We start from the raw sequence: 19,903 nt of genomic DNA on the forward strand, positions 1-19,903 counted from the left end.
CGGGCTACCTGGAGAGGGGGTGGGGGTGCCGCCCCGATGCCCCGGCGCCTGAAACAGAGTGCGGCGCAGGCCCGCCGTGAAGGCAGGCCTGCGCCGCGGTGCCGTTCCTAGGACAGGCCCAGGACCTTGCTCGTGTCGGCGTTGATCTCTTCCATCAACCGCTCGTTTTCGTTGAGCTTGACGCCGTAGCCCGGGATCATTTCCTTGATCTTCGGTTCCCAGCCGTCGAATTGGCGGGGGAACGCACGCTTGAGCAGGTTGATCATGATGGGCGGTGCCGTGGAGGCTCCGGGGGATGCGCCCAGCAGGGCGCCGATGGAACCGTCTGCGGCGGTGATGAGTTCGGTGCCGAACTGCAGCACACCGCCCTTCTTCGGGTCCTTCTTGATGACCTGGACGCGCTGGCCCGCTGTGATGAGGTCCCAGCCCTCGGTCTTGGCGGAGGGCATGAATTCCTGCAGTGCGGCCGTTTTGCCTTCGCGGGTCTTCAGGACTTCGGTGACGAGGTACTTGACCAGGCTCATGTTGTCCTTGGCCACGCCCAGCATCGGCACGAGGTTGGACGGCCGGACCGAGAGCGGCAGGTCCAGGTAGGAACCGGTCTTCAGGAACTTGGGTGAGAAGCCGCCGTACGGGCCGAACAGCAGGGAACGCTGTCCGTTGACGAACCGGGTGTCCAGGTGCGGCACGGACATGGGCGGGGCACCCACGGAAGCCTGGCCGTACACCTTGGCGTTGTGGCGGGCAATGATGGACTCATCCGTGGAGCGCAGGAACTGGCCGGAGACGGGGAAGCCCCCGAAGCCCTTGCCCTCGGGGATGCCGGAGGCCTGGAGCAGGTGCAGTGCGCCGCCGCCGCCGCCGATGAAGACGAACTTGGCGCTGACGGTGCGGGCGGTGCCGGTGGCCAGGTCCTTGACCTTGACGTCCCAGTCGCCGGTGGAGGAACGGGATACGTTGCCCACTTCGTGGCGGAAGTGCATGTTCACCCCGTTGGCGCCGAGGTAATTGGTCAGTTCGCGGGTCAGCGCACCGAAATCGACGTCGGTGCCGCCGACCACGCGGGAGGCTGCAACCCGCTGGGAGGGGTCGCGGCCTTCCATGATCAGGGGGGCCCACTCCGCCAGCTTGGCCGGATCCTCGGAGAATTCCATGGTCTTGAAGAGGGGCTGCGCGCTCAGCGATTCCCAGCGGCGGCGCAGGTACTCCGAATGCGCGTCGCCCCAAACAAAGCTCATGTGCGGCAGCGGATTGATGAAGTTGTTGGAGATGTGGCCTGCAGAGACCAGATGCGACCAGAACTGCCGGGAAACCTGGAACTGCTCGTTGATGCCCACCGCCTTCGCCGGGTCAACGGAGCCGTCGGCTGCGGCCGGGCTGTAGTTCAGTTCACAGAGCGCGGCGTGGCCGGTTCCCGCGTTGTTCCACGGGTCGGAGCTTTCCAGCCCTGCGCGGTCGAGGCGCTCATAGAGGGAGATGTCCCAATCCGGCGCCAGCTGCTTCAGGAACGCCCCGAGGGTCGCGCTCATGATGCCGCCGCCGATCAGCAGTACATCTGTTTTCGTTGCGGAATTATCCGCCGGGCTATTTGCAGTCAACTTCGTCTCCAGTCGCGTGGGCGCTAGCCATAGAAGCGTATCCCTGAGCAGGTGGCTTCCTAAAATTATCGCCTACTTGCGCTGCTTTGCCGGGGCAAACCGCAACCGGTCCGGTAAAGGCCCCGGCGCCTCAGCGGTCCGCGAGGGAGATCCGGTTGAAGACTTCGTGGAGGACGGGGCTGGTGGGGTAGGACGCGACGCGGGGGGACAGCGCCAGGGCAGAGATGGGGAAGGCGAGCGGGATAGCCGGTACGCGCTCGGAAATCCGGTTGGTAATCGCGTGGTAGGCGTCAGTTTGATCCTGGCCCTCACCCAGCGTGCGCGCCTTCTCGACGCCGGTGAATACTTCCGGGTCGTTGAACGCGAATTCCTCGGTGTAGCGCCCAAAGAGCGTGCCGACAAAGTTGTCGCCGGCTTCGTAACTGCCGGCCAGCCCCAGCAGGTGGAAGGCCCGGTCTTCCTTGCCATGCACCTTTTCCAAGTAGCCCTCGGACCAGTCCACCGGGACCGGGCGGATGTTGAAGCCGGCAGCGGTCAGCTGGCTGCTGAGCCGGGCATAGACTTTTTCGGGCGTGGGCAGGTAACTGCGGGTAACGTGCCGGGGATAGTAGAACGGCAGCTCCCGGCCGTCATACCCGGCTTCGATGAGCAGTTCCTTGGCCTTCTCCGGTTCGTAGCCGTAACCGGTGGCCGAGTCGGACGTCAGTCCCAGCTTTTCCGGCAGGAACTGGTTGGCAGGCTTGGTGCCGTTGAGGAACAGGCCGTCCAGGACGGCAGGCTTGTCGATGGCGTGCGCCACCGCACGGCGCATCAGGACGTTGTCCAGTCCGGGGAAGCTCTGGTTGATGCCCAGGTACAGGATGGAATACGGATCGCGCTGCTGGATCTGCTGGCCGTTGCGCGCCAGTTCGCCGACGTCGTTCACCGTAACCAGGTCGTAGCCGTCCACCTCGCGCTTCTTCAGGGCACGCAGGCGGCCCTCGGGGCTGTTGATCGTCCTGAAGACCACGGTCCCGATCTGGCCGGGTTCGCCCCAGTATTCCGGGTAGGCCGTCAGTTCAATGGTGTCTTCGTCCCATGTGCCGAAGCGGTAAGGGCCGGTGCCTACGGGATGGACGCCGTAGGCGGAGATCTTGCGCCCGTTGAGTTCCCGGGTCAGCTCGTCCGCGCTTGCCTCGGCCAGTGCCTTCGGTGATGACATGGCGAACGCCGGTGCTGCGAGGGCGGGAATGAAGCTGTCCAGAGGCTCGGTCAGGATGACCCGGACGGTGTATTCGCCTACCGGAACGCAGTCCTTGTAGACGGTGAGGGCGGGCGTATCCGAGTAGCCCCGGAATACCGACTTGTACATCAGCGAATCGGTGCGCACGGACTCGGGCATGTTGTACCAGCGTTCAAAGTTCCGCCGTACGGCTTCGGCGTTGAAGGGCTCACCGTCGTGGAAGGTCACGTCCTGCCGCAGTTCGAACGTATAGGTCCTGCGGTCCTCGGACTGCGTCCAGCTTTTGGCCAGCAGGGGTGTGGGGGCCGAGGTCAGGGCGTCCACGCCCACCAGCCCCTCAAGGACCTGCCGGGTGACCCGGTAGGACTCAGTGTCGGAGGCGAGGGCCGGATCAAGGGTGACCGGACGCGCCGCCGTCGCGAAGGTGAAGCGGGAGGAAGGGCCGGTAGGTGCGGTCGTGCCGGCTGCAGCCGTGGGCTTGTCTTCGGCGGCTTCGGCCGTGCAGCCGGCAAGCATGAAGGCTGCCGCTGCTGCCCCGGCCCTGATGATGGAACGGCGGGAGAGGGAAGGACCGCTGGGGCCGGAACTGGCCCGGGCTGGTTCCCGTCCGGGTTCTGCTGTGCCGGGTTTTACTGGGTCGGATCGGGTCACGGTGATACTCCTCCGGGACGCTCCATCCCTCCGTTTTGATGATTTCCCATTCTAAATGATTAAAAACCGGTAAACACCGGTGAGACACGCGTCACAAGTGGTGCCGGTGGGGCAGGATGGGGAAATGACTGATTTGAGCGCTGATACGCCCCTGCTCGAGGTGAGCAACCTCGCGGTTAATTTCCGCACCATGGACGGCGAAGTGTCCGCCGTCCGCAACGCCGGGTTCTCCTTGCCCGCAGGCAAGACACTGGCCATTGTGGGGGAGTCCGGCTCCGGGAAGTCCACCACGGCTATGGCCGTCATCGGCCTGCTGCCGGGCAACGGCACAGTGGCGTCGGGCAGCATCCGCTTCGACGGTCAGGAACTGGTGGGACTGCCCGAGGCGAAAATGCGGGCCATTCGGGGCCGGTCCATCGGCCTGGTGCCGCAGGACCCGATGTCCAACCTGAACCCGGTGACCAAAATCGGAACCCAGGTTGCCGAGACGCTGCTGGTGCACGGCATGGCCACCGCGAAGGACGTGGACCGCAAGGTTGTGGAGGTCCTGACCGCCGCCGGACTGCCCAACGCCGCTGAACGAGCCAAACAGTACCCGCATGAATTTTCCGGCGGCATGCGCCAGCGGGCCCTGATCGCCATTGGCCTGGCCTGCCGTCCCCGGCTCCTGATTGCCGATGAACCCACGAGTGCGCTGGACGTAACGGTCCAGCGGACCATCCTTGACCAGATCGACCGCATGACGGAAGAACTGGGCACGTCGGTCCTGCTGATTACCCACGACCTCGGGCTCGCGGCCGAGCGTGCCTCCGAACTGGTGGTGATGCACCGCGGTGAAGTCGTGGAGACCGGACCGGCGCGCCAGCTGCTGGAGGACCCGCAGCACCCGTACACCCAGTCATTGGTCCGGGCCGCCCCCAGCGTGGCGGCGGTCCGGCTCCGCCCGGGCGCCTTCAGCGCGGCGGGGGATGCGGAGGAGAGTGGAGCTGCCGCCGGAACGGACACAGCGGACGACGCCGCCCCGGACAACATTGTCGAATTCCGGGACCTCACCAAGGTCTTCAAGATCCGCGGCCGGGCGGATGATTTTTATGCGGCCCGGAACGTTACCCTGGACATTCCGCGCGGCCGCACCGTGGCTATTGTGGGGGAGTCCGGTTCGGGGAAGACCACCACGGCGCGGATGCTGCTCAAGCTTATTGAGCCCACATCGGGGACCATGACCTTCGACGGGATGGACGTTGCGTCGCTGAACAAGGTCCAGCTGCGCGACTTCCGGCAGCGGGTGCAGCCTATCTTCCAGGACCCGTACTCCTCCCTGGACCCCATGTACACCATTGAGCGGATCCTTGAGGAGCCGCTGAAGACCTACCGCCGCGGCAACAAGGCCGAGCGGCAGCAGCGCGTCCGGGAACTCATGGACCAGGTGGCACTGCCGCAGGAGATGCTGCACCGCTATCCGGCCGAGCTTTCCGGCGGGCAGCGCCAGCGTGTGGCTATTGCCCGTGCCCTGGCGCTCAAGCCTGAGCTGATCGTCTGCGACGAGCCGGTCTCCGCACTGGATGTGCTGGTCCAGGCCCAGATCCTGCAGCTGCTAGGGGACCTGCAGCGCGAGTTCGGGCTCAGTTACCTCTTTATCTCCCATGACCTGGCCGTGGTCCGGCTGATCTCCGACTACGTCTGCGTGATGAAGGACGGGGAACTGGTGGAGGCCGCGACGTCGGAAGAGGTCTTCTCCAACCCGCGCCACCCGTACACGCGCAGGCTCCTGGCCTCCATTCCGGGCAATGAACTGAACATTGAGGACAAACTGGACGTGGAAGGCGAGCTGGCTTCCTAGCCATGGGAGCAGGACGGGCTGCGGAAGAAGCAGCATTGGAAGCGGAACTGGATCAGATCCTTGCTGCCCGGAACCGGGAGGCGATGGAGCCGACCATCAGGGCCCTGCTCGACGTCGACCGGCGCTTTCCGGAGAACCCGCGCGTTCTCTACGAAGTGGGGGGTGCCTATGACACAGCGGGGGAGGAGGACACTGCAGCAGGCTTCTACGAGCGTGCGCTCGCCGGCGGCCTGGACGGCGATGTCCTGCGGCGGTGCTATCTGCAGTACGGGAGCACCCTGCGGATCCTGGGCCGGGTGGAGGAATCCCTGGCGGTGTTCGCCCGGGCCCGCCGGGAATATCCGGACTCGGTGGCGCTGGGGGTCTTCGAGGCGCTGACGCTGCATGCCGGCGGCCGGGCGGACAGCGCGCTCGCAGGCATGCTGGAACTGCTGGCGGACAACGTTTCCGCCGCGGAGCTGAACCGGTACAAACCGGCGATCCGGGGCAATGCCGGGTATCTGCGGTCCCTGGACAGTGAGTAGTAAGGCAAGACAGTGAGTAGCAAAGCAAAAGGTCCCACCCGATGCGGGTGGGACCTTTTGCTTTACTGCCGGGCTACTTCCGGCGCGTCTTGGGATCGAGCGCTTCCCGCAGGGACTCGCCCAGCAGGGTGAAGCCCAGCGCGGTGATGGCAATGCAGATACCCGGCAGGAACGCCAGCTGGGGCGCCACGCCGAGTTCGGCCTGCGCATAGGTGAGCATCCGCCCCCACTCCGCGGTCTGCGGCAGTCCGCCGCCGAGGCCGAGGAAGGACAGGGCTGCAGCGTCGATCACCGCAGTCGCGAGTGTCAGCGTCGCCTGGACAATCAGCGGTCCGGTGCTGTTGGGCAGCAGGTGGCTCATGGTGATGGTCCGCCGGCTCAGTCCGAGGGTCTGCGCCGAGAGAATGTAGTCGGCGCTGCGCTGGGAGATCATCGAGGAGCGCAGCAGCCGCGCGAAGATCGGCACCTGGGACACGCCGATGGCGATCATGATCGCAGCGGAGCTCTGTCCCATCATGGCGGCGATACTGACCGCGAGCAGCAGGTTCGGAACCGACAGAAGGATGTCCACGAAGCGCATGATGACGCTGTCCACCCAGCCGCCCAGGCCGCCGGCAAGGACACCGAGCAGCATTCCGCCCAGCAGGCCGAGGGCGGTGGAAACCACACCGATGATCAGCGACGCGCGGGCGCCCCAGAGCAGCTTGGACAGCACATCTCCGCCGAAGCGGTCCAGTCCAAGCGGATAGCCGTCGATGGCGCCGGGTCCCGGAATGCTGGTGGGGGTGATGTTCGTGCGGCCGGGCAGGTCATTGCCGCCGTACGGAGCCAGCAGCGGGGCGAGAAGTGCCACCAGGATAAAGAGACCGACAATTACGGCACCGGCAACGGCGGCCGGATTGCGGCGAAGCCGGCGGAAGGCATCTTTCCACATGCCGCTTTCGGCGGCCGGCTTGGCGGTGGGTGCACCTTCGGGAAGAACGGACCCGCCTGCTGCGGGGGGCAGAGTAGTACTCACTGGACACGCACCCTTGGATCGATGAAGCCGTAGGACACGTCAACCAGCAGGTTGATCAATGAGTACGCCACGGCAATGAAGACGATGAATCCCTGCAGCACGGGGTAGTCGAGGGCAAAAATTGCGTCCCTCAGGAATTTTCCTATCCCGCTGAAGGCAAAGACGGTTTCGGTCAGCACCGCGCCGGAGATCAGCAGCCCGGTCTGCAGGCCGATGGTGGTGGTGACCGGCAGCATGGCATTGCGCAGGATGAAGCGTCCGCGGATGGTTTTTTCCATCAGCCCCTTCGCCCGGGCCGTGCGGACGTAGTCCGCACCCTGGACTTCCAGGACAGACGCGCGGGTAATGCGCACAATAATCGCCAGCGGGATGGTGCCCAGGGCGATCGCCGGCAGCACAAGGTGCAGGATGGCATCCCAGGAGGCGTCCCATTCCCGTGTCAGCAGCCCGTCCAGTACAAAGAAGTCCGTGACGTGCGTGGCATTGATCCGCGGGTCCTGACGTCCGTCGGTGGGGAACCATCCCAGCTGGATGGCCAGTACCCATTTGAGAATGAAGGCCAGGAAAAAGACCGGCACGGTGATGCCGATGAGCGAGAGGACAACGGAGGAGTGGTCCCAGAAACGTCCGTAATGCCGGGCGGCCAGGTAGCCGAGCGGAATGCCGATGCCGATGGCGAAGATCAGCGCAACGACGGCCAGTTCCACTGTGGCCGGGAAACGGGTGCCGAATTCCTCCAGGACGGAACGCCCGGTGACGATGGAGGTGCCGAAGTCGCCCTTGAGGAGCTTCCCGACGTAGGTGAAGTACTGCTCGATCAGGGGACGGTCAAATCCGTAGGCCTTATTGATGTTCGCAATGGCTTCCGGTGAGGCCTTGTCTCCGAGCAGGGCCGTGGCCGGACCTCCGGGCAAGTTGCGTACCCAAAGGAACAGCAGGATGGACAGGCCTATGAGGGTGGGAATCAGCATAAGCAGGCGTTTGCCGATGACTCGTAGCACGAGCGTCCTTTCCCAGCCGTGGAAGCTGGAGGATCTGGTGGGGAAAAAGACTGGAACACGCGTAAAGGCCGGGGACCACTGGGGTCCCCGGCCTCCGGTGCGTTACTTGGTGAGCTTGATCTGGTTGAACACTTCGTCGTTCACCGGGCTGGCGGGGTAGGACTCAACCCGCTCGGAGAAGGCGAGCGACGGCGCCGGGTGTGCCAGCGGTACGGCCGGCACAAACTGGGCGATGTCCTCGTTGATCTGCTCGTAGAGCGGGGTCTGCTCGTCGAGCTTGGAGACCTGGCGGGCTTCTTCCAGGGCGTTGAAGATGTCCGGGTTGTTGAAGCCGAACTCCGGCTTCTCCTGGCCGAAGAAGACGCCAACAAAGTTGTCGGTGTCGTTGTAGTCGCCGGTCCAGCCCAGCAGGTGCAGGCCGTGATCGGACCCGGCCTGGACGCGGTCAAGGTAGTCCGGGGACCACTTGTTCGGCTGCGGGTTGACCTTGATGCCTACCTCGGCCAGCTGGGCCTGCAGGTTGGTGAAGACCTGTTCAGGGGTCGGCATGTAGGGGCGCGAGACGCCGGTGGGGTAGTTGAAGTCCACGGTGAAGCCGTCCGGGTAGCCGGCCTCGGCCAGCAGGGACTTTGCCTTCTCCGGATCGTAGGCGTACTCGGTGACCTCGTCGTTGTAGCCGTTGACAACCTCGGGGATGAACTGTGTTGCCACCTTCGTGCCTTCGGGCAGCGTCTGGGACACCAGCGCTTCCTTATCGATGGCGTAGGAGATGGCCTGGCGAACCTTCACATCGGCCAGTTCCGGAACCTGCTGGTTCATGCCCAGGTACAGGATGGTGAACGGATCCCGGGGGATCACCTTGAAACCGGCCGCGGCCAGCTGCTCGGTGTCGGCCGGAGCCACCAGGTCATAGCCGTCAATGTCGCCGGCTTCCAGCGACTGGCGGCGTGCCTGCGGATCATCGATGACGCGGAAGATGATGTCGGTGACCTGTGCTTCCTCATCTCCCCAGTAGTCCTCGTTCAGGTCAAGGGTGATCTGGTTTCCTACGTCCCAGGCATTGAACTTGTAGGGCCCGGTGCCGGTGGGGTGGGCCTTGGCGTATTCGGTCAGCTCGGGTGCCTCGGCCGTGCCGGAGGACTCGTTGGCACCGAACTCCTCCATGGCCGAGGGGCTCTGCATGGCGAACGCCGGCAGGGACAGGGCGGCAACGAACCCGGCGAACGGCTTGTTCAGCGAGATCACGGCTTCGGTGTCCGAAGACGCCTCGCAGGACTTGTACGTCGCGGTGTCCGGGCTGTCGGAGAAGCCCTTGAACAGCATGCCGTAGTAGTAGGCCTGGCTTTCTGCCTGCTGGATACCGGAGAAGTTGTACCAGCGGTCGAAGTTTGCGCAGACGGCTTCAGCGTTGAAATCCGTTCCGTCGTGGAACGTGACGCCTTCCTCCAGGGCGAACGTGTAGGTCATGCCGTCTTCGGAGACTTCCCAGGACTTGGCCAGCAGCGGAGCCGGGTCGGCGGTTCCGGGTTCGACCCCTACCAGGCCTTCGAAGATCTGGCGGCTGACCCGGAAGGACTCACCGTCGGAGGCGAAGGCGGGGTCAAGGGACTTGGGATCGGATGAGGCGGCGAAGACAAACGTGCCGTCGACGTCGCCGGAGCCACCGCCGTCGCCCTCTTCACGGTTGCTCTGGGCGCAGCCCGAGAGCACAAGAGCGCTCAGGGCAAGGCCTGCGGTAAGGGCGGACGCGCGCTTCTTCGCGGTGCGGCCTTTCCGGACTCTGTCTGCTGGGAACATGTTTCGGTACTCCTCTGGGGCGGATGAACGCTAAGCGAGTGTTGCCTGCTGCCGGCTAACCGGCGTGAATGTGTCCTGGAACACAAACGTATGGACAGAGCCTAATGGCGAAGTGTTTCTGTTACGTGAAATTGGACACCCCCGGCGCGGTCACGATTTGGTCACGCCGGAGCGGGCCTTGGGCCGGCAAGGGATGCCCGGGGATGCCCGGGGATGCCCGGGGAACACAAAAAGCCCCGGTCCGAAGACCGGGGCTTTTGCCGTGGACGCCCTAAGCGGGGCCGTTTGTGCGCGAGGAGGGACTTGAACCCACACGTCCGAAGACACTGGAACCTAAATCCAGCGCGTCTGCCAATTCCGCCACTCGCGCGTGGTTTCTGCCGCCGGCCGGGGGCCAGCGGGGAAACCAGCCTCCAGTGTACCCGAGGTCAGTCGAGCCCCAGATCACGCCGGAGCTTGGCAACATGGCCGGTGGCCTTGACGTTGTACTGGGCGAGGGCAACCGTGCCCTCGGGGTCAACCACCACAGTGGACCTGATCAGCCCTTCGTAGGTGCGGCCGTAGTTCTTTTTCTCGCCCCATGCGCCGTAGGCTTCGGCCACCGCGTGGTCTGGATCGGAGAGCAGCGGGAAGTTGAGGTTCTCCGCTGCGGCGAACTTTTCCAGCTTCGTAACCGGGTCGGGGGAGATGCCCAGGACCGTGTAGCCGGCGCTCTTGAGGCTGTTCAGGTTGTCGCGGAAGTCGCAGGCTTCCTTGGTGCAGCCGGGCGTGGCTGCCGCGGGGTAGAAGTACACAATGGTGTTGCTGCCGCGCGTGTCGGCCAGGGAAACACTGCTCCCGTCGGAGGCGGGCAGGGTGAAGTCCGGGGCGGTTTCGGCCGGGCTGAGGCGTGGCATGGGAATCTCTCCTGGAAATGGGTTCTGGCACGCGGTACGACTCAAACGCGACATTCCCGCGCGGGATGGCTATCCTAGTCTGTGGACAGATGCATCATCAGCCAACTGACTGTTTGCTTAGCCGTCCAGAGCCTAGAGGAAGAGTCTTATTTTATGCCGGATATGGAGCGCTGGCCCACCGGTCGTCTGCTGTCAACCGCTGCGCGCCTGGTAGAACACGCCTGGAACGAACGCCTGGTCAGCATCGGCCTGACGCATGCAGGCGTGATCGCACTGGGTGTCCTTGACTCGCAGGGTCCCATGACACAGGCCCGCCTGGCACAGTTGGTGCGCGTCCAGGCACAGACTATGGGCAAGACCCTGGCCCGCCTGGAGACCCACGGCCATGTCACGCGGGTCCGTAATGATCTGGATAAGCGCAGCCACATGGTCACCATTACCGAGCGCGGCGCTGAAGCCCTGCACGAGGCGCAGAACATTGAGCGCACCCTGCTTGACGGCGGCGAGCTGATGTCCGAAGCGCTGCGCAGCCAGCTGCGCAAGGTCATCACCGAACTGGGCAGCCCCCGGTGGCAGACTGCCGTGGACGTTCCCGGACTGCCCATCCCGCCCGAAGCCGGGCTGGAAATCCTGCCGGAGCCCGCGGCAGACGGCCGCTGACAGCAGCGTCACATCCATCGACAAAGCGTCACATCCACCGACAAGAGGCACATCCACCGGATGTGCCTCTTGTTTTTAACTCCGCCGGCGGCAGGTCCGCCGGCCACATGGGCAAGGGCAGGCACATGGAACAAAGAGTGAGCGAAAAGTACCTTAACTTTGCGGGCGTCATTGATGACGCCACATTGGAGCAGAACAGGCGCACGGCGCAGATGCCGTTCATCTACCCGCACCTGGCTTCCATGCCGGATGCCCATCTGGGCAAGGGTGCCGCCGTGGGCTCGGTGATCCCGACCCTTGGCGCGGTGATCCCGGCCGCCGTCGGCGTCGATATCGGCTGCGGGATGATCGCGGTGCGCACCGGGCACCGGGCTGCGGACTTAACCGGACTGGACCGGCGGAAGCTGCGGACATCGATCGAGGGCGCGGTTCCCCTCTCCGCCGGGCACAGCAACAAGTCCCTGACGGACACTGCACGCCGCCGCGTCCAGGTCCTGTCCGACGACGCCGCTGCCGCCGGCTTTGATCCTGGCGCCTACCTCAAAGGCTGGCAGCTGCAGCTGGGCACACTGGGTTCAGGCAACCACTTCATTGAGGTTTCCCTCGATGAAGAGGATACGGTCTGGCTGTTCCTGCACTCCGGATCGCGGGGAGTGGGGAACAAGATCGCCCAGCAGCACATCTGGGCTGCGCAGAATTACTGCGGCAAACGCTCCATCGAGCTGCCGGACCGGGACCTGGCCTACCTGGAGGAAGGCACTGAGGAGTTTGACCGTTACATTGCGGAGCTGATGTGGGCGCAGAAATTCGCCCTGCTGAACCGGGAGGAAATGATGGACAGGGTGATGGCCTGCTTCCGGGAGTGGACCGGCGGCCCGGTGCAGGAAGCAGAGCGGATCAACTGCCACCACAACTACACCGAGGTGGAAGAGCACTACGGAAAAAGGGTCTGGCTGTCCCGCAAGGGAGCCATTGATGCTTCCCCCGGCCGCCCTGGACTCATTCCCGGATCCATGGGTACCGCGTCCTACGTGGTGGAGGGCAAGGGCTACCCTCCGTCCCTGAACTCCGCGCCGCACGGGGCAGGCCGGCAGTACTCCCGCACCCGGGCACGCAAAACCTTCAGCCAGGAACAGCTGCGGAAGGCAATGCGGGGAATCGAGTACCGGGACACTCCCGCGTTCATCGATGAAATCCCGGCGGCTTATAAGGACATAGACGCAGTGATGGAGGATGCCGGGGACCTGGTTTCGGTGCGGCACGTGCTGCACCAGATTGTGAACGTCAAGGGAAACTGAGTCTGGGGCGGACCACGGTAGGGTGGCCAGTCATGACCACTTCAGCAGAGCTTCTTGCCGCCTATGACCGGCAGCTGCGCACGGACGCGGAGACTCCGTCCGCCCTCGACGTCGAACAGCTTGGACCGCTGCGCCTGGTGACGTTCGACGGCGGACGGGGATTCATCACCTATGCCGGCCTGGACGGCGCCGACGCCGGCACCATAGCCGGCTGGGTGGCCGGCGCCCTCGGGTATTACCGGAACAATCCGGCGATCCGGCACATCGAGTGGAAGTCCCGCGGGCATGACTGGGCTCCCGGACTGCATGTTGCACTGGTTGGTAACGGGTTTGAGCCGGAGGAATCCGAGTCCATCATGATCGGCCGCGCAGCGGACCTCGCCGTTGACGTCCCGCTGCCTGTTGGCGTTGCCCTCCGGCAGGTCACCGAAGAGGAAGATGTCCGTGCCATGAGTGCAATGGCGGACGGGGTCTTCGGGGATCCGGTTTCCACCGCAACTGCAGACTCCCTCCTGCGCCGGCTGTCCCATGCCGACGGAATGGAACTCTGGGTGGCCGAATGCGGGGCAGAGATTGTCAGCGCCGGACGCCTTGAACCTGTTCCCGGCACGGACTTTGCCGGCATCTGGGGTGGCGCCACCCTGCCGGCGTGGCGGGGCCGGGGTATCTACCGTGCCCTCACCGCAGCCCGCGCGCGGTCCGCCCTGGCAATGGGTAAGACACTGATCCACAGCGACTCGACACCGTACTCCCGGCCCATCCTTGAGCGCTCCGGTTTTGTGAAGGTCTCCACCACCACGCCATATATTTGGCGTGCCCCGGCCTAGACACAAAAAACCGCCCGGCAGGAGAATCTCCTGCCGGGCGGTTTCCGGTTGGTGCACCCCCCGGGACTTGAACCCGGAACCCATTGATTAAGAGTCAATTGCTCTGCCAATTGAGCTAGAGGTGCGTGCTGATGCGGTCTGGCATCCGGCGCCGTGGGGCGCGGTTTGTTCTCCGCAACGACATGAAACACTACCACGTCTGCGGCCGCTGCGCGAAACGGTGCCCCGTGCGGCTGCGGCCTCCCGGCACAACAAAAAACCGTCCGGCCAGGCGAAGCGCCTGACCGGACGGTTTTGTTGGTGCACCCCCCGGGACTTGAACCCGGAACCCATTGATTAAGAGTCAATTGCTCTGCCAATTGAGCTAGAGGTGCGTATTCACTGCTGTTTTTGAGGCGAATTTTCTCCGCCGTTGGCATCAGCAACGACATGAAACACTACCAGCACTTTTGCCGCAGAATGAAATCCGGGCCGGTTTTGTGGTGCGTTTCACTTTGTGCCGCCGTCCTTGGGGGACCGGGACCGGGGGAGGACCACCAGTTCCCCCGGATTTCCGTCCCAATCCGCGCTGTTGTCCACTACCCAGGTGCGCGCTGGAAGGTTGGCCGCCGGGTCGGCAGTGGTCACGGTCGTGGGCGTAGCCGGGCCCGCCGCCGAAACGGTCCGCGGTACGCGAGTCCCCGCTGCGGCGCCGCCGGACGCCAGCCGGACGGCGTCGTTATCCGCCAGGCGGTGCAGTTTCCGGGCCGCCCACACTGCTGCAGCGGAACCGATGCCAAGGGCGGTGAGGTAAACCGATGTTCGAGCCACAAGGGGATCCTTCGGTCGGCGGAAGGCATAATTCGACGGTACGGCCGCCGCTTTCCCCTGTCCATAGCCGGTGCACAGCCGGGCGTCCGCCGCTACGCTGGCTGGCATGGACCGTTCCGAAGCACGCCCTGTCCGCACCGTCACCGTTCCGACCGCCGCACTCCTGGACGCGCTGCAACCGCTTCCCGAGGGAATGCGGGCCGCGGTATGGGATCTCGAGGGGGAGCCCGACGGCGTTGACTACGCGGACATAGATGCCGTGGTTCTGCCCTACGCATCCGGCACCGAGTACCGCTCCGCGCTGGAGCGGGTCCCGCAGCTGGCCCTGCTGCAGGCCCAGTCCACCGGCTATGACGGCCTGCCCGAACTCGTTGGACCGGGCACGGCCATTGCCAGCGCCGCCGGCGTGCATGCGGCGGCAACAGCGGAAATGGCACTGACCCTGATCCTCGCCGCGCAGCGGGGGATCGACTCCGCGCTCCGCGGGCAGCATGAGGGCACATGGGAGCAGGTCCGCTGCCCCGGACTGGCCGACCGCCGCGTGCTCCTGGTGGGGGTGGGAGGCATCGGCCGGGAGATTGCCGCACGGCTGCGTCCGTTCGACGTCGAACTCACCCGCGTGGGCAGCACGGCCAGGACGGACGACGACGGCGCCGTGCACGGAAGCGGGGAACTTGCGGAACTCGCGGCGGCAGCAGAAATCCTGGTGGTGATCACGCCCCTGAATGAGCAGACCCGGCACTTGATCGACGCGCGGATCCTGTCGGCCCTGCCCGACGGCGGGTTGGTGGTCAACGTGGCCCGCGGCGCCGTCGTGGACAGCGAGGCGCTCACCAAAGAAGTGGTGTCAGGGCGGCTGCGCGCCGCCGTAGATGTTTTCGATCCCGAACCCATACCGGAAGACCACCCCCTGCGGCAGGCGCCCGGTGCCATCATCACCCCGCACTGGGGCGGGAATACCGACGCCTTCGAACCTCGGATCCGGGAGTTCCTGCGCCGCCAGGTCCGCCGGCTGGCCCGGGGTGAGGAACCGTTGAATATGGTCCGGCCGGGCCCGTGGGCCGGCAGGTCCGGTGAAAGCTAGGCCAGCTCCAGGTAGGAGTCCACGAAGGAACGGAAGTCCTCCCAGTCCGCGGCCTGCTCCAGCATCCGCGTCCCGGCCCCGGGCAGTGCTGCCTGCGGCTCCACGCTGAACCGGAAGATGCGTCCGGTGTTGGTACCCACCTCATACGCGTCCGCAGCCAGTTCGTCAGTGTGGCTGAGGTTGGTGGTGTTCACCGCGGTGGGGGCCTCGAGGCCGGCCAGGGAATCGACGTCGAACGGGGCGAAGACCAGTTCGGCTGGACGCCAGCGGTAGCCCAGGACGTAGAAACCCGGCTCCTCGTCCCCGGCGGGAGTGGCACACACCAGGTTGTAGTCCCCGTAGTTCGGGATCTGGGATTCGAAGACGCGGCGCAGCACCAGCTTCATCTCGTCGCTGTCCGTTGCCGTGCTTGACTCTTTATATGGGTCTAAGCCTGGGTCTAAGCCTGGGTTTAAGTCTGGGTTCGTGTCGGGGGAGCCTCTGTCCGATGTCATACCCCCAGTCTATGAACAGGGTCCCCCCATCCGGGAAGCACGGCCCGTCCGCGCCATAGATCTTCATCTGGTGTTCACGGGCCGTAACAACGGAAGCCGGTGTCCGTCACATGGGCGGAACGCGCAGGCTTAAGTCCTAGGATTTAGCCATGAGCGGAGAAAACACACCCGATATCAAGCCCCGCAGCCGAGTGGTCACGGACGGCATCCACGCAGCGCCCGCCCGCGGCATGTTCCGCGCCGTGGGAATGGGTGACGACGATTTCGCCAAGCCGCAGATCGGCGTCGCCAGTTCGTGGAACGAGATCACCCCCTGCAACCTTTCCCTAAACCGCCTGGCCCAGGGTGCCAAAGAAGGCATCCACGCCGGCGGCGGATTCCCCATGCAGTTCGGCACCATTTCCGTCTCCGACGGGATCTCCATGGGCCACGAGGGCATGCACTTCTCCCTGGTGTCCCGCGAAGTCATTGCCGACTCGGTGGAGACCGTCATGATGGCTGAACGCCTGGACGGCTCTGTCCTCCTGGCCGGCTGCGACAAGTCCCTGCCGGGCATGCTGATGGCCGCCGCGCGCCTGGACCTCTCCAGCGTCTTCCTCTACGCCGGCTCCATCATGCCCGGCTTCGCGAAGATGGAGGACGGCAGCGAGCGGGAAGTGACCCTTATCGACGCCTTCGAAGCCGTGGGTGCCTGCGCCGCCGGCAAGATGAGCCTGAAGGACCTGGACTCCATCGAGCGGGCCATCTGTCCCGGCGAAGGCGCCTGCGGCGGCATGTACACCGCCAACACCATGGCCTGCATCGGCGAGGCCCTGGGAATGTCCCTGCCCGGCTCGGCGGCGCCGCCCTCGGCCGACCGCCGCCGCGACGAATTTGCCCGCAAATCCGGCGAAGCCGTGGTCAACCTGCTGCGCAAGGGCATCACCGCCCGCGACATCATGACCAAGAAGGCCTTCGAAAACGCCATCGCCGTCACCATGGCCTTCGGCGGCTCCACCAACGCCGTGCTGCACCTGCTCGCCATCGCCCGCGAAGCCGAAGTGGACCTCACGCTGGAGGACTTCAACCGCATCGGCGACACCATCCCGCACCTGGGTGATCTGAAGCCCTTCGGCCGGTACGTAATGTTCGACGTCGACAAGATCGGCGGCGTCCCGGTGATCATGAAGGCACTGCTCGACGCCGGCCTGATCCACGGCGACTGCCTCACCGTCACGGGCAAGACGGTCGCGGAGAACCTGGCCGCCATCAATCCGCCGGACCCGGACGGCAAGGTGCTGCGCGCCATCGACAACCCCATCCACAAGACCGGCGGCATCACCATCCTGAAGGGCTCCATGGCCCCCGAAGGCGCAGTGGTCAAGAGTGCCGGGTTCGACGCCGACGTGTTCGAGGGCACCGCACGTGTCTTCGAACGCGAACAGGGTGCCCTGGATGCCCTCGATGCCGGGCAGATCCACGCCGGCGACGTCGTCGTGATCCGCTACGAAGGTCCCAAGGGCGGCCCGGGCATGCGCGAAATGCTGGCCATCACCGGCGCCATCAAGGGAGCAGGCCTGGGCAAGGACGTCCTGCTGCTCACCGACGGCCGGTTCTCCGGGGGCACCACCGGTCTGTGCATCGGCCATGTGGCACCCGAAGCCGTCGACGGCGGCCCCATCGCCTTCGTACGGGACGGGGACCGGATCCGCGTGGACATTGCCGCCCGCAGCTTCGACCTGCTGGTGGACCCGGAAGAGCTGGAAGCCCGGAAGGCCGGCTGGCAGCCGCTGCCGGGGAAGTTCACCACCGGTGTGCTGGGCAAGTACACCAAGCTGGTGAACTCCGCCTCCACCGGCGCTTATTGCGGGTGAAAACTCGTGGACTCGGTTTTCTTACGAGCCGCCGGGGCGGCAGGGCTTAATAAGGCTGCAAAGGCCTGAGGGGCCCCGACGACGTCCGCTCTCGGCGGGCGTCGTCGGGGAGGCCTATCAGCCGCGGACACATGTCCAGATAGTGAGACGCGCGTCTCATACAATTGACACCCCCGCAGGGGAACGCGAGACTGAACGGTATGCAGATCGTACCCGTCGTCCTTATCAAGCGCGTGGCGTAACAGCCCCGACTTGTAAGACGTCACGCGCGAACCCCTACGGAGCCAACCGGCACGAGGGGTTTTTTTATTGGCTTCGCAGCTTCACCGCTTCGCTGGGCACAGAAGAAGCCGGAACGGGCACCACCCGCACCGGCCGCCGCAATGACCATGGATCAGTATCCGCACAAAGGAAGTTCCAATGAGTAAGGGATCGCCAATCAGCCCTTCGCTGATGGCCTCAAAAGCCAATGCCGCCGCACGTGCGGCAGCGGCCAAGACCAAAGATGTAGCCACTTCTGTGTCCGCCCATCCCGACGCCGTGGATGAGCGCATCCAAGGCCCGGGCAACGTTGTTCCGCCCACCCAGATGACCGGTTCCCAGGCCATCGTCCGCTCCCTTGAGGAGCTCGGCGTCGACGAGGTCTTCGGCCTTCCCGGCGGGGCCATCCTGCCCACCTACGATCCGCTCATGGATTCTCCGAGGATCCGCCACATTTTGGTCCGGCACGAGCAGGGTGCCGGCCACGCAGCCGAAGGCTATGCCATGGTCACCGGGCGCGCCGGTGTGTGCATTGTGACCTCGGGTCCCGGGGCCACCAACCTGGTCACCGCCATTGCGGATGCGCACATGGACTCCGTTCCGATGGTGGCCATCACCGGCCAGGTGTCCAGCGCCTTCATCGGCACCGATGCCTTCCAGGAAGCGGACATCGTGGGCATCACCATGCCCATCACCAAGCATTCCTACCTGGTCACCGATGCCGCGGATATCCCGCGGGTGCTCGCCGAGGCGTTCCACATTGCGACGTCGGGCCGGCCCGGTCCGGTGCTGGTGGACATCGCCAAGGACGCCCAGCAGGCAAAAACCACCTTCTCCTGGCCGCCGAAAATCGACCTGCAGGGTTACCGGACCGTGGTCCGCGGCCACTCCAAGCAGGTCCGTGAAGCGGCCCGGCTGATTGCCGAATCCCAGCGTCCGGTGTTCTACGTGGGCGGCGGTGTGCTGAAGGCCAATGCTTCGGAAGAACTGCTGGAACTGGCCGAACTGGTGGGCGCCCCGGTGGTCACCACCTTGATGGCCCGTGGTGTTTTCCCCGACTCGCACCCCCAGCACGTGGGTATGCCCGGCATGCACGGATCGGTTTCAGCCGTGACCGCACTGCAGCAGTCTGACCTGCTCATCACGCTCGGTGCCCGCTTCGATGACCGCGTCACAGGCGTGCTGAGCTCCTTTGCGCCCGGTGCCAAGGTCATCCACGCCGACATCGATCCGGCCGAAATCTCGAAGAACCGTCCTGCCGATGTCCCGATTGTGGGTTCGGTCCGGGAAATCATTCCGGAGCTTGCCGACGCCGTGCGCGGCCAGTTCGAAGCCGACCGTCCGGACATTTCGGCTTGGTGGGCCGTACTGGACCGGCTGCGCGAGACCTATCCGATCGGCTACGCCGAACCCGAAGACGGCCTGATTGCCCCGCAGAAGGTCATTGAACGCATCGGCGCCATGACCGGCCCCGAGGGCGTGTACGTGGCCGGGGTGGGACAGCACCAGATGTGGTCCGCGCAGTTCATCAAGTACGAACGCCCGCGCGCCTGGCTGAACTCCGGCGGACTGGGCACCATGGGCTACTCCGTCCCGGCGGCCATGGGTGCCAAGGTCGGCAACCCGGACCGCGTGGTCTGGGCCATCGACGGCGACGGCTGCTTCCAGATGACCAACCAGGAACTGGCTACCTGCCTGATCAACAACATCCCGATCAAGGTCGCCATCATTAACAATTCCTCCCTGGGCATGGTCCGGCAGTGGCAGACCCTCTTCTATGAGTCCCGCTACTCCAACACGGACCTGAACACCGGGCACGACACTGTGCGCGTGCCGGACTTCGTGAAGCTGGCGGAAGCCTACGGGTGCGTGGGCCTGCGCTGCGAACGAGACGAGGACATTGACGCCACCATTGCCAAGGCGCTGGAAATCAATGACCGCCCCGTCGTCATCGACTTCGTGGTCAGCCGCGACTCCATGGTGTGGCCGATGGTCCCCACCGGAGTGTCCAATGACCTGATCCAGATTGCCCGCAACATGACTCCCACCTGGGAAGAGGAGGACTAGGA

Annotated in this window: 16 protein-coding genes and 3 tRNA genes; 8 read left to right on the forward strand and 11 right to left on the reverse strand. The window is 64.9% G+C overall.

Features of this window, described 5'->3' with window-relative positions:
- Window positions 1–107 precede the first annotated feature (107 nt).
- Window positions 108–1,598 carry a malate:quinone oxidoreductase gene (locus tag LOC57_RS16065; protein ID WP_229960927.1) on the reverse strand — a complete coding sequence of 497 codons (1,491 nt, stop codon included), beginning with the start codon at window positions 1,596–1,598 and terminating at the stop codon, window positions 108–110.
- A gap of 130 nt (window positions 1,599–1,728) precedes the next feature.
- Window positions 1,729–3,471: an ABC transporter substrate-binding protein gene (locus LOC57_RS16070; protein WP_229960929.1), complete on the reverse strand. Its 1,743-nt coding sequence runs from the start codon at window positions 3,469–3,471 to the stop codon at window positions 1,729–1,731.
- 124 nt (window positions 3,472–3,595) lie between these two features.
- On the opposite strand from LOC57_RS16070, the gene LOC57_RS16075 reads away from it, so the two are divergent.
- Together LOC57_RS16075 and LOC57_RS16080 are read left to right on the forward strand one after the other, a co-directional pair.
- Entirely contained in the window at window positions 3,596–5,311 is a 1,716-nt protein-coding gene (locus tag LOC57_RS16075) for an ABC transporter ATP-binding protein (protein WP_227914430.1), read from the forward strand.
- A gap of 2 nt (window positions 5,312–5,313) precedes the next feature.
- On the forward strand, window positions 5,314–5,835 hold the full coding sequence (locus LOC57_RS16080; protein WP_229960931.1) for a tetratricopeptide repeat protein: 522 nt from the start codon (window positions 5,314–5,316) through the stop codon (window positions 5,833–5,835).
- Window positions 5,836–5,908: 73 nt separating this feature from the next.
- Here LOC57_RS16080 and LOC57_RS16085 read toward each other — a convergent pair whose 3' ends face one another.
- The 5 genes from LOC57_RS16085 to bcp form a co-directional block, all read right to left on the reverse strand.
- Window positions 5,909–6,853 carry an ABC transporter permease gene (locus LOC57_RS16085; protein WP_227914426.1) on the reverse strand — a complete coding sequence of 315 codons (945 nt, stop codon included), beginning with the start codon at window positions 6,851–6,853 and terminating at the stop codon, window positions 5,909–5,911.
- Complete coding sequence (locus LOC57_RS16090; RefSeq protein ID WP_227914424.1) at window positions 6,850–7,854, reverse strand: ABC transporter permease; 1,005 nt, start codon at window positions 7,852–7,854, stop codon at window positions 6,850–6,852. The genes LOC57_RS16085 and LOC57_RS16090 overlap by 4 nt, the downstream gene beginning before the upstream one ends.
- Window positions 7,855–7,956: 102 nt before the next feature.
- Window positions 7,957–9,651, reverse strand: coding sequence for an ABC transporter substrate-binding protein (locus LOC57_RS16095; protein ID WP_227914422.1), 1,695 nt, complete (start codon window positions 9,649–9,651; stop codon window positions 7,957–7,959).
- Window positions 9,652–9,939: 288 nt separating this feature from the next.
- A tRNA-Leu gene (locus tag LOC57_RS16100) sits at window positions 9,940–10,021 on the reverse strand.
- Between the two features lie 58 nt (window positions 10,022–10,079).
- Window positions 10,080–10,547, reverse strand: a complete 468-nt coding sequence (bcp, locus tag LOC57_RS16105; RefSeq protein ID WP_229960933.1) for a thioredoxin-dependent thiol peroxidase — start codon at window positions 10,545–10,547, stop codon at window positions 10,080–10,082.
- A 153-nt stretch (window positions 10,548–10,700) separates the two neighbouring features.
- Between bcp and LOC57_RS16110 the strand changes: the two genes are divergently transcribed.
- The 3 genes from LOC57_RS16110 to LOC57_RS16120 all read left to right on the forward strand — a co-directional run bounded on the left by LOC57_RS16110 (window position 10,701) and on the right by LOC57_RS16120 (window position 13,332).
- The gene (locus tag LOC57_RS16110; RefSeq protein WP_227914419.1) at window positions 10,701–11,207 is read left to right on the forward strand and encodes a MarR family winged helix-turn-helix transcriptional regulator; all 507 of its coding nucleotides are present in this window, start codon (window positions 10,701–10,703) and stop codon (window positions 11,205–11,207) included.
- Window positions 11,208–11,332: 125 nt separating this feature from the next.
- Entirely contained in the window at window positions 11,333–12,505 is a 1,173-nt protein-coding gene (locus LOC57_RS16115) for an RtcB family protein (RefSeq protein ID WP_229960935.1), read from the forward strand.
- A gap of 32 nt (window positions 12,506–12,537) precedes the next feature.
- Window positions 12,538–13,332, forward strand: a complete 795-nt coding sequence (locus tag LOC57_RS16120; protein WP_229960937.1) for a GNAT family N-acetyltransferase — start codon at window positions 12,538–12,540, stop codon at window positions 13,330–13,332.
- A gap of 49 nt (window positions 13,333–13,381) precedes the next feature.
- Here LOC57_RS16120 and LOC57_RS16125 read toward each other — a convergent pair.
- From LOC57_RS16125 to LOC57_RS16135, 3 genes are all read right to left on the reverse strand, one after another.
- Window positions 13,382–13,457 (reverse strand) — tRNA-Lys (locus LOC57_RS16125).
- Between the two features lie 173 nt (window positions 13,458–13,630).
- Window positions 13,631–13,706: transfer RNA gene (locus LOC57_RS16130), tRNA-Lys, on the reverse strand.
- Between the two features lie 115 nt (window positions 13,707–13,821).
- On the reverse strand, window positions 13,822–14,142 hold the full coding sequence (locus LOC57_RS16135; protein ID WP_227914416.1) for a hypothetical protein: 321 nt from the start codon (window positions 14,140–14,142) through the stop codon (window positions 13,822–13,824).
- A gap of 106 nt (window positions 14,143–14,248) precedes the next feature.
- Here LOC57_RS16135 and LOC57_RS16140 point away from each other — a divergent pair, with 106 nt between their 5' ends.
- Window positions 14,249–15,226, forward strand: coding sequence for a 2-hydroxyacid dehydrogenase (locus LOC57_RS16140; protein ID WP_229960939.1), 978 nt, complete (start codon window positions 14,249–14,251; stop codon window positions 15,224–15,226).
- On the opposite strand, the gene LOC57_RS16145 is transcribed toward LOC57_RS16140, so the two are convergent.
- Window positions 15,223–15,612: a hypothetical protein gene (locus tag LOC57_RS16145; RefSeq protein WP_227914414.1), complete on the reverse strand. Its 390-nt coding sequence runs from the start codon at window positions 15,610–15,612 to the stop codon at window positions 15,223–15,225. The genes LOC57_RS16140 and LOC57_RS16145 overlap by 4 nt on opposite strands.
- 257 nt (window positions 15,613–15,869) lie before the next feature.
- Between LOC57_RS16145 and ilvD the strand changes: the two genes are divergently transcribed.
- On the forward strand, window positions 15,870–17,573 hold the full coding sequence (ilvD, locus tag LOC57_RS16150; RefSeq protein WP_227914413.1) for a dihydroxy-acid dehydratase: 1,704 nt from the start codon (window positions 15,870–15,872) through the stop codon (window positions 17,571–17,573).
- Between the two features lie 420 nt (window positions 17,574–17,993).
- On the forward strand, window positions 17,994–19,901 hold the full coding sequence (locus tag LOC57_RS16155; protein WP_227914412.1) for an acetolactate synthase large subunit: 1,908 nt from the start codon (window positions 17,994–17,996) through the stop codon (window positions 19,899–19,901).
- The last annotated feature ends 2 nt before the right edge of the window (window positions 19,902–19,903 follow it).

Source organism: Arthrobacter sp. zg-Y750 (assembly GCF_020907365.1).
In the GTDB taxonomy this organism is placed as follows: domain Bacteria; phylum Actinomycetota; class Actinomycetes; order Actinomycetales; family Micrococcaceae; genus Arthrobacter_B.